Origin of the sequence: Capnocytophaga sp. oral taxon 863 str. F0517 (assembly GCF_000466425.1) — a bacterium.
Lineage (GTDB): Bacteria > Bacteroidota > Bacteroidia > Flavobacteriales > Flavobacteriaceae > Capnocytophaga.
Genome location: NZ_KE992174.1, coordinates 83,993 through 98,703 on the forward strand (window position 1 = coordinate 83,993; position 14,711 = coordinate 98,703).

At 42.6% G+C, this 14,711-nt stretch carries 11 protein-coding genes; 6 read left to right on the forward strand and 5 right to left on the reverse strand.

What is annotated here, in order from left to right; all coding sequences use genetic code 11:
- Window positions 1-73 precede the first annotated feature (73 nt).
- From rpsB to nadD, 4 genes are all read left to right on the forward strand, one after another.
- The gene (rpsB, locus tag HMPREF1551_RS11440) at window positions 74-799 is read left to right on the forward strand and encodes a 30S ribosomal protein S2 (RefSeq protein WP_021629317.1); all 726 of its coding nucleotides are present in this window, start codon (window positions 74-76) and stop codon (window positions 797-799) included.
- 69 nt (window positions 800-868) lie between these two features.
- On the forward strand, window positions 869-1,834 hold the full coding sequence (tsf, locus tag HMPREF1551_RS11445; RefSeq protein WP_021629318.1) for a translation elongation factor Ts: 966 nt from the start codon (window positions 869-871) through the stop codon (window positions 1,832-1,834).
- A 137-nt stretch (window positions 1,835-1,971) separates the two neighbouring features.
- Window positions 1,972-2,535: a guanylate kinase gene (gene gmk, locus HMPREF1551_RS11450; protein WP_021629319.1), complete on the forward strand. Its 564-nt coding sequence runs from the start codon at window positions 1,972-1,974 to the stop codon at window positions 2,533-2,535.
- Between the two features lie 15 nt (window positions 2,536-2,550).
- Window positions 2,551-3,138, forward strand: a complete 588-nt coding sequence (gene nadD / locus HMPREF1551_RS11455; RefSeq protein WP_021629320.1) for a nicotinate (nicotinamide) nucleotide adenylyltransferase — start codon at window positions 2,551-2,553, stop codon at window positions 3,136-3,138.
- A gap of 76 nt (window positions 3,139-3,214) precedes the next feature.
- Here nadD and HMPREF1551_RS11460 read toward each other — a convergent pair whose 3' ends face one another.
- From HMPREF1551_RS11460 to HMPREF1551_RS11470, 3 genes are all read right to left on the reverse strand, one after another.
- Window positions 3,215-3,910, reverse strand: a complete 696-nt coding sequence (locus tag HMPREF1551_RS11460; protein ID WP_021629321.1) for a metal-dependent hydrolase — start codon at window positions 3,908-3,910, stop codon at window positions 3,215-3,217.
- A 27-nt stretch (window positions 3,911-3,937) separates the two neighbouring features.
- Window positions 3,938-5,578: a bacillithiol biosynthesis cysteine-adding enzyme BshC gene (bshC, locus tag HMPREF1551_RS11465; RefSeq protein ID WP_021629322.1), complete on the reverse strand. Its 1,641-nt coding sequence runs from the start codon at window positions 5,576-5,578 to the stop codon at window positions 3,938-3,940.
- A gap of 176 nt (window positions 5,579-5,754) precedes the next feature.
- Window positions 5,755-6,231, reverse strand: coding sequence for a cytidine deaminase (locus HMPREF1551_RS11470; RefSeq protein ID WP_021629323.1), 477 nt, complete (start codon window positions 6,229-6,231; stop codon window positions 5,755-5,757).
- A 156-nt stretch (window positions 6,232-6,387) separates the two neighbouring features.
- On the opposite strand from HMPREF1551_RS11470, the gene HMPREF1551_RS11475 reads away from it, so the two are divergent.
- The gene (locus HMPREF1551_RS11475) at window positions 6,388-6,951 is read left to right on the forward strand and encodes an NfeD family protein (RefSeq protein WP_021629324.1); all 564 of its coding nucleotides are present in this window, start codon (window positions 6,388-6,390) and stop codon (window positions 6,949-6,951) included.
- 93 nt (window positions 6,952-7,044) lie between these two features.
- The gene (locus HMPREF1551_RS11480; RefSeq protein WP_021629325.1) at window positions 7,045-8,598 is read left to right on the forward strand and encodes a flotillin family protein; all 1,554 of its coding nucleotides are present in this window, start codon (window positions 7,045-7,047) and stop codon (window positions 8,596-8,598) included.
- A gap of 55 nt (window positions 8,599-8,653) precedes the next feature.
- On the opposite strand, the gene HMPREF1551_RS11485 is transcribed toward HMPREF1551_RS11480, so the two are convergent.
- Entirely contained in the window at window positions 8,654-11,575 is a 2,922-nt protein-coding gene (locus HMPREF1551_RS11485; RefSeq protein ID WP_021629326.1) for a VIT domain-containing protein, read from the reverse strand.
- 72 nt (window positions 11,576-11,647) lie between these two features.
- A complete protein-coding gene (locus tag HMPREF1551_RS11490; protein WP_021629327.1) occupies window positions 11,648-14,626 on the reverse strand; it encodes a VIT domain-containing protein in 2,979 nt (992 codons plus the stop codon).
- Between the last annotated feature and the right edge of the window lie 85 nt (window positions 14,627-14,711).

Sequence of the window (14,711 nt, forward strand, 5' to 3'; positions counted from 1 at the left end):
CATCCAAATACCATGGACAGCATAGGCACCATGTATTGCTAACTCTTAATACGGAACGTAAACTATTAAAAAAATGGCAAATTCAATAGAAGTAAAAGACCTATTAGAAGCTGGAGTGCATTTCGGGCACCTTACCAGAAAGTGGAACCCTAATATGGCGCCATATATTTATATGGAAAGAAATGGTATCCACGTGATTAACCTCTACAAGACAGCTGCCAAAATCGAGGAAGCCAACGAAGCACTTAAGAAAATTGCTGCTTCTGGACGTAAAATCCTCTTCGTGGCTACTAAAAAACAAGCTAAGGATATCGTAGCTGAAAAAGCTACTTCAGTGACTATGCCTTACATTACTGAAAGATGGCCTGGTGGTATGCTAACCAACTTTGTGACCATCCGTAAGGCGGTAAAGAAAATGTCGTCTATCGACAAAATGAAAAAAGATGGTACTTACGATACCCTTTCTAAAAAAGAAAAACTACACATTACCCGTCTTAGAGAAAAACTCGAAAAGAACTTAGGCTCTATCGCGGATATGACTCGCCTTCCTGCAGCGCTTTTTGTAGTCGATACCCTTAGAGAACACATCGCGGTGAAAGAAGCTCAAAAATTAAACATTCCTATTTTCGCTATCGTGGATACCAACTCCGATCCTCGTGAGGTGGATTACGTAATTCCTGCCAACGATGATGCTTCTCGCTCTATCGACAAAATCCTTTCTTATGTAGTGGAAGCTATCAAAGAAGGACTCGAAGACAAAAAAGTAGAAAAAGCAGAGGAAAAAAATACTGAAAACTAAAATTATTAATTCATAAAGTGATTATTTAGAACTATAAATAATCACTTTTTTAAAAAAATATACAAGAATATGTCAAAAATTACTGCCGCAGAGGTAAACAAACTTAGACAAGCTACCGGAGCTGGTATGATGGACTGCAAGAACGCTCTAGTAGAAGCGGATGGCGATTTCGATAAAGCCATCGAAGTCCTCCGTAAAAAAGGACAAAAAGTGGCTGAAAAACGTGCTGACAGAGAATCTTCTGAAGGAGCCGCTATCGCTAAGGTAAATGCTGCTCACACCAAAGGGGCTGTGATCTCTCTTAACTGCGAAACAGACTTCGTTGCTAAAAATGAATCTTTCGTAGCCTTGGCTAATGAATTGGCTGAATTGGCTCTTAACTATAATGACAAAGAGGCTTTCCTTGCTGCTCCTTTCCAAGGTATTACCGTAGCTGATAAGCTTACTGAACAGACAGGGGTTATTGGTGAAAAAATCGAAATCGGTCAGTTTGAAGTATTGGAAGGAAACTATGTGGATTTCTATATCCATGCCGGTAACAAGATCGCTGCTTTGGTTGCTCTTTCTGCTGCTATTGATAATGCCCATGAGGTAGCTCGCAACGTATGTATGCAGGTGGCTTCTATGGGGGCTATCGTACTCTCAAGCAAGGATTTTGATCCTGCATATGTAGCTAGCGAAACAGAAGCACGTATCGCAGCTATCGTGAAGGAAAACGAAGAGCTTCGTCGCCTTGGAAAAACAGAAAAACACGTACCTAAGTATATCTCTGCCCTACAGCTTACTCCAGAAGTGCTCAAACAAGCTGAAGAAGATGCCAAAGCAGAACTCCAAGCTGAAGGTAAGCCTGAAAAGATTTGGGATCGTATCCTTCCTGGAAAAGTACAACGATTCATCGATGACAATACTACCCTTGACCTTGAAAAAGCCCTACTTGACCAATACTACATCAAAGATGAAAGTAAGAAAGTAGCTGACTATGTGAAGGGATACAATGTAGAAATAACAGGATTCAAGAGAGTTTCTCTTGTGTAAAGTTTTCTCCATATTTTAATTATTATAAAGGATAAAAGGTGTTTTCTTAAGCAATTAGGGAAACCCTTTTATTTTAATTTTGAGTTTTGAGTTCTAAGTTAAAACTCAAAACTCAAAACTTAAAACCCAAAACTCAAATGAAAATAATTGTTTTTTCGGCTCCTTCGGGTACGGGCAAGTCCAGTGTAATCAGAGAATTGCTTAAACAGACAGATCTGAATTTGGCTTTTTCGATCTCTACTACCTCTCGTGCTCCCAGAGGTACAGAGCGAGATGGGGTAGAGTACTATTTTATCTCCGCCGAGCAGTTCAAAGAAAAAATCAAGCAACAGGCCTTTATTGAGTGGCAAGAGGTATATGCTGGGAATTATTATGGTACTTATTCCAGCGAGATAGAACGACTTTCGGCAATGGGCAAGCATATCATCTTTGATTTGGATGTCTTTGGAGGGATTAATCTTAAAAAATATTTTGGGGAAGAGGCGCTTTCCATCTTTCTACAACCCCCTTCCTTGGAAGAGCTTAAAAAACGCTTAGAACGTAGGCAAACTGATACCCCTGAAAAGATTGCTATGCGTATTGATAAGGCTGCTTACGAAATAGAACAAGCTATTTATTTCGATAAGGTAGTGGTCAATGACAATTTGCAAACCTGTGTAGAAGAAGTATCCCAACTAATTCGTACTTTTCTTAATCATTAATCTATAAGGCTGTTTATGTATTCTAAAAAGATAGGACTTTATTTCGGTTCTTTTAATCCGATTCATATAGGTCATCTGATTTTGGCTAATTACTTAGTTGAACATAGTGAGCTGGACGAGGTTTGGTTTGTCGTAACTCCTCAAAATCCCTTCAAGGACAAAAAATCTTTGTTGGATAATGCGGCTCGCTTGGAAATGGTCTCACTTTCCCTTGGGGAGTATGACCGACTGAAGCCTTGTGATATAGAATTTCATCTCTCGCAGCCTAATTATACAATTGATACGCTCATTCACTTGGAAGAGAAGTATCCCCAATACAGTTTTTCCCTAATCATGGGAGAAGATAACCTAAAATCATTTCCTAAGTGGAAGAATTATGAGGTGATACTGGATCGTTATTCTATTTATGTATATCCACGACTTAGTGAAGGGAATGTTCCCGAAGCGCTACAAGCTCATCCGCATATAGTATATGTAAAAACACCTATTATAGAGCTATCCGCCACTGCGATACGAGAAGATATTTCCAAAGGGAAAGATGTGAGACCTATGTTACCCCCTTTGGTGTGGAGTTATATAGATAAATGGGGGTTTTATAAGTGATTTTATAATAGAAATTTGCTTTTTTGTAGTTATATAGGAGAGAATCTAAATTCTCTCCTATATTTTTTTCTTTTTATTATATAAGTTCGTTTACTTCTAAAGATTTTCCTATTTCCAAGAGATGCAATCTCTTGTGAGCGTCACTGAATTTTCTTTTAGAGGCTTCTTTGTCAATCTTTATAACCTCAAAAGTATCGTAGTGTACTCCTAAAACATTGTTAGTTTCTACAAATTTGGCAGCAGTGAGGGCATCTCTTACCCCCATAGTATAATTATTACCTATAGGGAAGATGCCTAAGTCTATTTTGTACTGATGGGGAATAATCTTCATATCCATTGTAAGGGCTGTATCTCCTGAGATATAGATAGTTTGATCATTATAGTTGATGAGAAAGCCAGCAGGGTTACCGCCATAACTACCATCGGGGAAGGAAGAAGAGTGTACCGCCTTAATCATCTTGATTTTCACCTTTCCATCAAGGAAACGATGAGAGCCCCCTATGTTCATATCATGTCCATCGAGCCCCAAGGCACGGTAGTGAGCAAGTATTTCTGGATTAGTAATCAGGCTGGCACCGGTACGCTTGGCAATAGCCTCTGCATCGAGGATATGGTCGCCATGGGCGTGGGTAAGGAGGATGTAAGTAGCCTCAATATCATTGATATTGATATGTTGGGCAAGTGGGTTGGCACTGATAAAGGGATCCACCAAGAAGTGAGCGCCCTCTATTTCAATATTGACACAGGCGTGTCCTAAATAAGTTACTTTCATATTTTTAGTATTTTAGCGTTTTTTGTTCTATATAAAGTATTCTATACAGTCTTCCTCATTTGCTTTGCTTTCATAAGATAGGATAACAAAGCGGAAATCAAAGGGGCTTAATTCCTTGATTAAGATATCGATGAGTTGTCCTTGGCTTTCGATCATATACGCGCTGAAGTTATCCACGCGCTCCTGAAGAGATTCCTTGGGGAAGAGGCTCACACGTAGCGCAAGCACTCTATCGAGGGTTTCTCTATATTTCTTTTTTTGTGCCTTGAGCAGTCGTTTCTCTAAGTGTTCTAATCCCTTGAGTTGCTTAGCTTCTTGGGCTTTTACGGCTCCGAGGAAGGACTTATCGGTATGGGCAGCTATTTGGTGCAGTTGGGTAAAATGCTCCTGTAGGGATGCTTTTTGAGCGGAAAAGTCGATAGGGTATTCGGAGAGCCTTTGGGTGATTTTATTTTCTAAAAGGCTGTTTTTTAAGAAAATATCTTGATGGGTAAGTCCCAGCTTATGGAGCTTTTTCTCTTGTGCCTCACTGATAAGCAGTACCGAATTGCGCAACATAAGGATAGGGAAAGGCACCTTGTGTAGGGCAAACATTTCCTTGAGTTCCAGCCAGTAAGCGATTTCGCCTCCACCTCCGATATAGGCTAAGTTAGGCAATATAACTTCCTGATACATAGGGCGCAAAATCACATTGGGAGAGAAGTATTCGGGGAAGCACTCCAAGTGCCGCAGGATTTCCTCCTCGGTGAATCGGATAGGAGTATTCAGTACGGCATATCCTTGTTCGTCCTTTACGATACGCTCTCGGATACCATCTTTTACGTAGAAAATATTAATCTCGCGAGGGTGTACCTGTTCGGGGTAGTTCTTATTGATACTCTTGATATAGGCAAGGGTCTTTTCCACTTCTTTATGAGCGGCACTCTCTAAGAGTTCTCTCCTGAAATGAGGGATAAAGAGTTCCTTGAGGTGTTTGTCATTGGCATCGATAATCACCAAACCATAGGGGGTGAAGAGTTCATTGACGAGATAGCGGGTAGCGCTGGCCAAGGTAGTATGTTGGGTATAGGCTCTTTCGAAAAGGGAGGCCAAGTGCTGTCCTTGGTGGCTTTTACCTAAGAGTGTTTTGAGTAGGTTGGCTATTCTATTGAGCTCTTCGGTAGCGAACTGGCCTACCATACCTTTTTGATCAGAATGCCAAGAGATTTTTTGTCCTTGAAAGCTAAAATGGTTAATCTCTTCGAAATCATGGTCTTCGGTAGCCATCCAATAGATGGGGACAAAGTTGTATTCAGGATATAGTTTCTGAAGCTGGTCGCAGGTTAGGATCGTAGTTACGATTTTGTAAATGAAATACAAGGGGCCAGTGAAGAGGCTCAGCTGGTGTCCGGTAGTAATGGTAAAGGTGTTATCCTGTTGTAGCAGTTCTATATTGTGATAAGTTTTTCTCGAAACGGCCAGTCTTTTATATTGTTGGGTAATAGCCTCAAAAAGAGTATTCCTATTCTCAGCAGAATAGGAGGCTTGTTTTTCTTTGACTTGGGCAGGAAAATTGGTAGCTACGGGGAAGCGATGGTATAGGCAACGCAATTCGGGCTTTTGGGCAAGGTAATCAGTGATAAATTCAGAGAAATACCCTGTTTCTTTGAAGGGAATATAGTCAATCATATAATTATTTTTGAATCAATATTGTTCGATAAATAAGAAAAAATCCCACAGATTTTTATAAGACTGAAGGCCTTATTTTTCCTTGGAAATTAGAATGAGATACTTAGAAAAGATAACACCTCTTTCTAAGGAAATCTATGAGCGTTTATTTTTATAGTTTGTTTTTATCAATCTTCTTAATACAAAAGCTCAAAACAGAAAGGTAATAAATCCTTTATGGAGCCTATTTCCAAGATATTTCCTTGGGTGCTGGCGCAAAGTACTACAATAGGGCTGCCTTGGGTACATTCGTATTCCAAGAGTGCTTGCCTACAGTTTCCACAAGGAGTGGTGATCTCTCCTTGGGGCTTATTGGCATTATCTCCACAAATGGCAATCTTGAGGATTTTCTCCTGAGGATAATTGGCTTTGGCATAGAAAAGCGCAGTGCGTTCGGCACATAAGCCAGAGGGATAGGCAGCATTCTCCTGATTGTTTCCATTGATAATCAATCCATTGCTCAAGAGTAGTGCTGCCCCCACCCAAAAGGACGAATAAGGAGCATAGGCCTGCTCTCTGCTCTTCATGGCACTGATTATAAGTGCTTTATCCTGCTCATTGAGTTCGCTTAGCAATAGGGTCTTATATTTGAATTGGAAGCAATGTTCGTCCATAGGAAGCCTATTAAAAGAGCAAAGGTAAGAAAAAAATAAGTAAAACCTACTAAATCGAGAAAATATTTTTTCTATAATAGAATTAAAAAAAAGCTAAATAGATTTATTAAAATAAATTTTTTTCATACATTTGTTGCCGAATTAATTAGGATCATTATGGAATTTTTCAGTTCGATGGAGCCCTACCTACAGGGATTTTGGTTTATAGCCGTTCCGGTATCAATCATCTTTGTCATCCAGACGGTGATGACCTTTGTGGGGGCGAATGCCTCGGATGGCTTAGCGGCTGATTTTGATGGAGACTTCTCGGGGCATGATGCGCCTTTTCAGCTCTTTTCCTTGCGCAACTTGGTGAATTTCCTATTAGGCTTCAGCTGGACAGGTATTTCTTTTTATGAATTGATATCTAACAAAATAGCACTGATTATCTTTGCGGTGCTTATTGGAGGCTTGTTCGTATATATCTTTTTTTTGACCATGCAAGCGCTCATGAAGCTGGCCGAGGACAATTCCTTCAAGATAGAGGAGACCCTCGGCAAGACCGCTCAGGTATATATCCCTATTCCGGAACATCTATCAGGTAGGGGCAAAGTAACGCTCAGTATACGTGGTTCCTTTCATGAATTGGAGGCTGTGACCGAAGGCGATCGAATCCCCACCAATGCCACTGTAAGGGTGGTCAAAGTACAAGACCAATTGCTCTATGTTGTTAGGGGTTAGGTCTTAGGGGTTAGGTTTTAGGTTTTAGGTGTTAGGGGGCTAATGGCAATTAGCGTTATTAACCATTGAGTAATCATTAATCATTAAAATAGAATGGATTTTTCATCACCCATTAGTTTGATTGCAGTATTTGCAGTCGTATTGTTTGTGACCATAGTGTCGCTTACGGCGCGTTACAAGCGTTGTCCTTCGGACAAGATATTAGTTATTTACGGGCGAACCGGTGGTTCATCGGCACGTTGTATCCATGGAGGGGGAGCCTTTGTGTGGCCTGTGATTCAGGACTTTGCCTATTTGGATTTGCGTCCGCTCTCCATTGAGGCCAACCTCTACAATGCCTTGAGTAGGCAGAATATCCGTGTGGATGTGCCTTGTCGCTTTACTATAGCTATCTCCACTGAACCAGAGAATATGAATGCGGCTGCCGAACGCCTCTTGGGGCTTTCTCCTGAGCAGATCCAAGAGTTGGCCAAGGATATCCTCTTCGGGCAGCTCCGTTTGGTAATTGCTACCATGACTATTGAGGAGATTAACTCCGACCGAGATAAATTCCTTGACAATATCTCCAAGAATGTGGATAGCGAGCTTAAGAAAATCGGTCTGAAGCTCATCAACGTCAATGTAACCGATATCAAGGATGAATCAGGCTATATAGAAGCCCTCGGTAAGGAAGCCGCTGCGAAGGCTATCAACGAAGCTAAAATCAGTGTAGCCGAACAGGAAAAGATAGGGGAGACCGGTAAGGCGCTTGCCGATAGAGAACGTGATACTCAAATTGCTGAAACACAACGAGATAGAGACGTAAAAATTGCCATTACTCAAAAGAACAAAGAAATCAGTATCGCCCAAGCGAAAAAAGACGAGACAGTAGGTATTGCCGAGGCTAAGAAGGACGAGTCCATCGGGAAAGCCGAGGCCGACCGTGATAGCCGTATCAAGATTTCCGAGGCCAATGCCTCTGCCATCAAGGGAGAGAATGAGGCCAAAATAGAGATAGCCAACTCTGATGCACTTCGCCGAGAAAAAGAAGCCGAATCCCTACGTATTGCGATTTCTGCCGAGAAGGTACAACAGGCCAAAGCCTTGGAAGAAGCTTACTCAGCAGAAGAAAAAGCCGAATCGGCTCGTGCCCAAAGAGAGCGTGCTACCCAACAGGCCAACATCATTGTCCCTGCCGAGATAGCCAAACAACGTGTGATCATAGAAGCCCAAGCGGAAGCCGACCGCTTGCGTGAGAACGCCAAAGGGGAGGCAGATGCTATCTATGCGAAAATGGAAGCCGAAGCCAAAGGTCTTTTTGAAATCCTTACCAAGCAAGCACAAGGATACAAGGATGTGGTCAGCGCCGCAGGAGGCGATCCTACCAAGGCATTCCAATTGCTCCTCATAGAAAAACTGCCTGAACTGGTGAAAACCCAAGTGGAAGCGGTTAAGAATATCAAGATTGATAAGATTACCGTATGGGATTCAGGTCAGGGCGAAAATGGTAATACTTCTACAGCCAACTTTGTCTCTGGTATGATGAAGACCGTGCCACCGCTCAATGACCTCTTTAACATGGCGGGGCTCAACTTACCTACTTATTTGACGAAAGCCAATGAAGCTCCTGAAGAAGTAAAGAGCGAGGAAGTGAAGGGTGAAGAATAAATAAGAGAAAAGTGAAGAGTGAAAAGTGAAAAACGCTTTTCACTCTTTTTTCTTTTTACTTAAATTCAAAACTGCCTACTTCGATAGTCTCCTTTTCATTGGAAAGCCTTACGGTGGTTTCTTGTTTTTCTTCCTTATCGGTACCGAAATGGGTATAGAAGGTAATACGTAGATTCACCGGCATAAGTTGCTTTTGGGAATGTGTACCATAGTAATCTACCGCTATTTTATAGGTACCCTTGGGGGCTTTTTTGATCATAAATTCCTCTGGGCCATAGCCTTGAGTTACATCATCGGAGATTTTCCCACCGAGGTAGGTAAGGGTATTTGAGAAATAGCACTTCTCATCGGTGGGGTCGGTTACCCATAAGTCCATATCACAGTTGTCGGTATCCCAAGAGAGTACTACTCGTATATCCACCGGTTCTTTTTTAAGCAAACGCTTATCCATAAAGTTTGTTTTGATTTCTTTATGACGTGTGATGAGGCTATTAATGTCGTTCATGGTCACCAATTGTACATCACCGAAGCGATCGCCCCAATAGTTTTTCACTACTTTGTAGAGTGTTTCCACAGCTTCCTGGTACTGCTTATCTTCGGCTAAGGCCAATCCCAAATCACGATAGGACTGGGGTTCTTCCTCGCGGATAGCCACCACCTTACGGAATACCGCAATGGCATCCTTGTAAGCCTTGTAAAAACTAAGTTTGTAACCCAAGACACGGAGCAGTTGGGCATCTTCCAAATTCAGTTCGGCTAAGTTGGACACCACCAATATAGCCTGTGCGATGTCTCCTTTTTTGAAGAAGTAATCCGCCACATCCACATAGAAGGAAGGTGTTTGTCCATATTCCTTTTTGAGTTTGTGATAAGTCTCTATCACTTTATCAGGATCGGCATATTCCATCACCTTAAGGTAAGGGGTATCAGGATCGTAAGCGTTCAGAACCATAGTGGCTTGGGGTGGTTCGTATCCCAAAGTTTTAGCGACAGATCCAGCCAGTTCCATTTGTTGAGTACTATTGTCTGCAATTATATCATATCCAGCAGTACCCATATCAACCATCTTAGCATCATCATAGGAAATATCTTTAAGAACTTCTGCCGAATTGTTGTACTCCGCCATTATTTTTAAAGGAGCCATCTTAGCATCATCATGGGAAATATCTCTAAGAATTTCTACTTGTGCCTTGATAGGATAGGAAGTTTGCCACCACGAAGTTTGTTCTTTGGAAAGGGCAAGGACCTCCTCTAAGGCTTCTTTTTCGGTTATCTTTTCTGTTTCTATCTCGGCAGAGCGTTTGTTATATTCCTGTTCAAGTTCCTTGGGTGGGGTAATCTGGTAACGGAGGTAATCCTCCACTGTTTCCAGTACGATTAGGGAATTGCCCTCGGTTACGATACCATAACGGCGACCTATGGCATCAATAGCTTTGTTTTCAGCGCCTTCTCGTCTGAGCTGTGCTATCTTCTTTTCTGCCCATACGCGGCGCAAGAGCGCAAATTCCTCATCGCTTGCAGCTGTATTTTTACTAAAGGTAAGCTCTTTTTCTACAATGACCTTGTTTGGATAGCCTAAAGATACGACCAAAGTAGCTTCTTCACTATTTAGATAAGCTGAAAAAGTAAAGTTTTCCCCTACTAAAGTACCTTTTTGAGGGTAAATATTTACTATTTTTCCCTTCTTTACCTTATAATCCAATACTTGGAAGGCTTGATATTGTAATGCTTTCACCGCTTCAGAGACCTCTTGGGTATTGAGATTGATAAAACTACCCCCAGTGGCTCCCGCCAAGTATTGTAACTTGTCCAAATTGGCTACCAGTTGGGAGCAAACAACATTGACAGGAGCATCTAGCTGCCCAATGAGCTGCGTAAAGTCAAAATTCTTATCCCTAAAGTTAAAGATACCATCGGAGAAAAGGAAGTACTCATCACTTTCTTGAGGGAACAGCATCGCTTGAGGGTCTGTTGCTCCGTCATAGATTAGTTTTTCTAAGTACTGTCGCAGTTCCTGCCAATTGCCGTTTTCCACTTTGAAGGGGATTGCAGCAGAGGAACGGATATGAAAGGTAGTAAGGGCTACCTTTACCTCCTTTATTTCCTTAAAATAAGCATCCAAAAGGGCAAATTCCTTGGCAAAGTCTCTTTTCTGGCTGGAAGAAGAGCCATCCCATAGGATACCTATGCGCTTGGGTTTCTCTTTTTTCTTTAGCGTTTGCTTTTCCAAGGCTATATTCCCATAGAGGTAGCTATCTGTCCCTTTGGTAGCCGTTAGCAATTGTGGTTTGTCTATTTTAGGGAAGGTCAGCCCTATATTTTTGTCCAAGGTATAGTTTTCTTTCTTTACCTCACTGATATAGCTGTTGCGACTTTGTCCGAAATTGAGCTGTAGCGTATTTTCTATATCCGCTTTGACTAAACGTGAAACCACTTCAGCACGTAGCTTAAAGTGCTTGAGCTTCACTCCAGAGGCGATGGGTAGGAAATAGAAATCCCGTCCGTCCTTTTGGGAGAGTTCTTGCTCGAAGGCGATGAGGATTCTACGTACCCCTTGGGCAGGCATAGGATATACACGGGCGCGGAAGTTGTTACCTTCGGTTTTTTCCAAAAGCCCAGGATCTACATTGCGCCGTGCAATATCCTCAAAGGCTTGGCGTCCTAAAGCCTTATCCACGACCACGCCCTCGCGGAGCTTACCGTTGATATCTAAGGCAAAGCGGGAGACCTCTTGGCCATTGGATAGGGGAAACTCAAACTCGCCTTCCATCACCCTATCATTGGGGTTGTAGAAGGTCATTTCCATAGTAGTTACGGCCGTTTGTCCCATGACCAATATATCCATAGAGAGTTCTTGTAATTGCATGGGGTTGGCATTGTACTGACCCCTGACCTTCACTTCGGGCAGGACAGTTTTTTGAGCCATAGCACCTCCTACTGAGGCAAGGAGGGCTATGAGGGTTATTAATGATTTCATAAATCTATTGTTTATTTTGGACGAATAGTCATTATTTTAAGGACGAATTACAATTACCTTAAGGGCAAATTACTAAAATTCAAAACTTCCCACATCTATGACCTCTCTTTCGTTAGAGAGGCGTACAGTGGTTTCTTGTTTTTTCTCTTGAGGGGTGCCGTAGTGGGTAAAGAAAGTGATACGGAGGCTTACGGGCAGTAGCTGCTTTTGGGAGTGATTGCCGTAGTAATTCACTTCTATTTTGTAATTACCCTTAGGGGCTTTCTTGAGCATAAACTCCTCAGGACCATAGCCACCTCTAACATCTTGGCTTATGATACCACCTAAGTAGGTCTGTCTGTAGAGATAGAAACATCTTTCTTCTTCGGGGTCGGTAACCCATAAGTCCATATCGGAGTTGTCGGTATCCCAAGTGAGTACTACACGGATATCCACGGGTTCCTTCTTAAGCAAGCGCTTGTCAATAAAGGAAGTGCGGAGACCTTTTTGGGTATTTATGATGTTGTTAATCTCGTTCATAACGATTAGCTGTACATCTCTGAAGCGCTGATCCCAAGGGCGTTCCACTACTTTGTAAAGGGTCTCTATCGCTTGCTGGTATTCTCCTGCTTGGGCTAAAGCCAATCCCAAATCACGATAAGATTGGGGTTCCTCCTCACGGATGGCTACCACCTTGCGGCTAATGGACACTGCCTCTGGGTAGGCTTTGTAAGCGCTGAGTTTGTAAGCCAATACGCGGAGTAGTTGAGCATCCTCTAAGCTCAGTTCGGCCAAGTTGGACACCACCAATATGGCCTGCTCGGTATCTCCTTTTTTAAAGAAATAATCAGCCACATCTACATAGAAAGAAGGCGTTTGTCCGTATTCCTTTTTGAGTTTGTAATAAGTCTCTACCGCTTTGGCTGGGTCGGCATATTCCATCACCTTTAGGTAGGGCGTATCAGGATTATATTCATTGAGGGCTATTTTGGAGGTATTGGCCAGCTCACCACTACGATCTTCCACCTCGCTTTCCTCTTCATCATTAAGAACTTGCGCAGTTTCTTTAGCAGCTTTTTTGTTCTGTCGTCTTTCTTTTCTGGAAGAGCGACTATAGCCACTTACCACTACTTCAGCCAACTCGGCCTGACTACTCTCTGAAATAGAGCCAATGCCACGTATAGCGAGGGAGCTGCCGACACTGGCGCTGGCACGCATATTTATACCAGCGGCACTCTCGTCGGAAGAGCGTTCTGCTGTATTCTTGACAGGTTTGGTGCCTGCGATAGGGAAGGAGGTATTCCACCATTTGCTTTGTGCTTCGGAGAGTTTTATCACGTAGTCAAGGTGTTCTTTCTTTTCTTTTTCCTTGTCTTGTTTTTCCTTATTGACAAGACGTTCGTATTCCCTTTGGAGCTCCTTGGGAGGGGTAATCTGGTAACGCACATAGTCTGCTACGGTCTCCAAAACGATCAGAGAATTACCCTCGGTGACGATGCCATATTGGCGACCTACGGCATCAATATCCTTAGCTAAAGCGCCTTCTCTTTGTAGCTGTGCAATCTTCTTTTCAGCCCATATACGACGCAAAAGGGCAAACTCTCCCGCACCTGCGGTATTATCTTTGCTAAAAGTAAGCTCTTTTTCCACGATGACCTTGCCAGGGTAGCCCAAGGAGATCACTACAGTCGCCTCTTCGGAGCTTAGTTGCCCCGCAAAAGTAAAGTTTTCCTCTACCAAAGCCCCTTTCTGAGGATATATATTGGTTACATTTCCACTTTTTACTTTATAGTCTAAGAGCTGGAAAGACTGGTAACGCAGTGCCTTGAGTGCTTCAGGGAGTGCTTGGGTAGTAAGGTTGATCAGTGCTCCTCCAGTAGCTCCAGCCAAGTATTGGAGTTTGTCCCAGTTGGCTACTTGTAGCGAGCTAATCACACTCACAGGAGCTTGTAAGGACTTGACAAGTGATGGCAGATCAAATTCTTTAGCACCGAAATTGAAAATCCCATCGGAAAAGAGTAAGTACTGGTCGGCACCCTTAGGGAATACCATAGCATTGCCATCGGTTGCTCCGTCATAGACTTGTTTTTCCAAATATTCTCGTAGCTCCTGCCAATTACCGTCCTTCACCTCAAAGGTTACGGGCTTGGCAGCACGGATATGGAAGGTGGTGAGGGTTACTTTTGTATTCTTGATCTCCTTAAAATAAGCATCTAAGAGCGCATATTCCTTGGCAAAGTCTCTTTTCTCGTTAGAAAGAGAGCTATCCCAAAGGATACCTATACTTTTGGGTGCTTCTTTTTCCCTTAAAGACTGTTTTTCCAAGGCTACATTTCCATAAAGGTAGCTTTCATTCCCGTTGGTAGCGGTAATGAGCTGTGGTTTGTCTATTTTAGGGAAGAGAAGGGCGATATTTTTGTCCAAAGTATAGTTGGCCTGCTCTACTTCACTGATATAGCTGTTGCGGCTTTGGGTAAAGTCCAGCTGTAGAGTGTTCTGAATATCGGCTTTGACAAAGCGAGAAACCACTTCGGTATGAATCTTGAACTTCTTGAGCTTGACGGCATTGGCTATGGGTAGGAAGTAAAAATCCTGACCATTCTTTTGGGAGAGTTCCTGCTCGAAGGCGATGAGAATTTTGCGTGTTCCCCTGCGAGGCATGGGATATACACGAGCACGGAAGTTGTTGCCTTCGGTTTTTTCGAGCAAACCAGGGTCTATTCCACGGCGTACGATGTCCTCAAAGGCCTTGCGTCCTAAAGCCTTATCCACGACTACCCCCTCGCGGAGCTTGCCGTTAATGTCCAAGGCGAAGCGGGAGACCTCTTGGCCATTGGATAGGGGAAACTCAAACTCGCCTTCCATCACCCTATCATTGGGATTGTAGAAAGTCATTTCCATAGTAGTTACAGCCGTTTGTCCCATCACCAAGATATCCACTGAAAGATCTTGCAGCTGCATGGGTTGGGCATTATCCGTTTGACTTACTTTTACCTGAGGTAGTATGATTTTTTGGGAAAAAGCACTACTGATTGTAAAAAAGAGTAGTATAAGGGAGCATAATTGTTTCATATAGCTTTAAATAAGTACTTTAATAGTACAAAAAATATGCCAAAGAATGGCTATAGTTTTAAAAAAAATACTTATCTTTGCCGCT

What these genes read in the sequence shown, in the direction of transcription:
- rpsB (WP_021629317.1), top strand. Translation starts at nt 74, where the DNA reads ATGGCAAATTCAATAGAAGTAAAAGACCTATTAGAAGCTGGAGTGCAT.
- tsf (WP_021629318.1), top strand. Translation starts at nt 869, where the DNA reads ATGTCAAAAATTACTGCCGCAGAGGTAAACAAACTTAGACAAGCTACC.
- gmk (WP_021629319.1), top strand. Translation starts at nt 1,972, where the DNA reads ATGAAAATAATTGTTTTTTCGGCTCCTTCGGGTACGGGCAAGTCCAGT.
- nadD (WP_021629320.1), top strand. Translation starts at nt 2,551, where the DNA reads ATGTATTCTAAAAAGATAGGACTTTATTTCGGTTCTTTTAATCCGATT.
- HMPREF1551_RS11460 (WP_021629321.1), bottom strand. Translation starts at nt 3,910, where the DNA reads ATGAAAGTAACTTATTTAGGACACGCCTGTGTCAATATTGAAATAGAG.
- bshC (WP_021629322.1), bottom strand. Translation starts at nt 5,578, where the DNA reads ATGATTGACTATATTCCCTTCAAAGAAACAGGGTATTTCTCTGAATTT.
- HMPREF1551_RS11470 (WP_021629323.1), bottom strand. Translation starts at nt 6,231, where the DNA reads ATGGACGAACATTGCTTCCAATTCAAATATAAGACCCTATTGCTAAGC.
- HMPREF1551_RS11475 (WP_021629324.1), top strand. Translation starts at nt 6,388, where the DNA reads ATGGAATTTTTCAGTTCGATGGAGCCCTACCTACAGGGATTTTGGTTT.
- HMPREF1551_RS11480 (WP_021629325.1), top strand. Translation starts at nt 7,045, where the DNA reads ATGGATTTTTCATCACCCATTAGTTTGATTGCAGTATTTGCAGTCGTA.
- HMPREF1551_RS11485 (WP_021629326.1), bottom strand. Translation starts at nt 11,575, where the DNA reads ATGAAATCATTAATAACCCTCATAGCCCTCCTTGCCTCAGTAGGAGGT.
- HMPREF1551_RS11490 (WP_021629327.1), bottom strand. Translation starts at nt 14,626, where the DNA reads ATGAAACAATTATGCTCCCTTATACTACTCTTTTTTACAATCAGTAGT.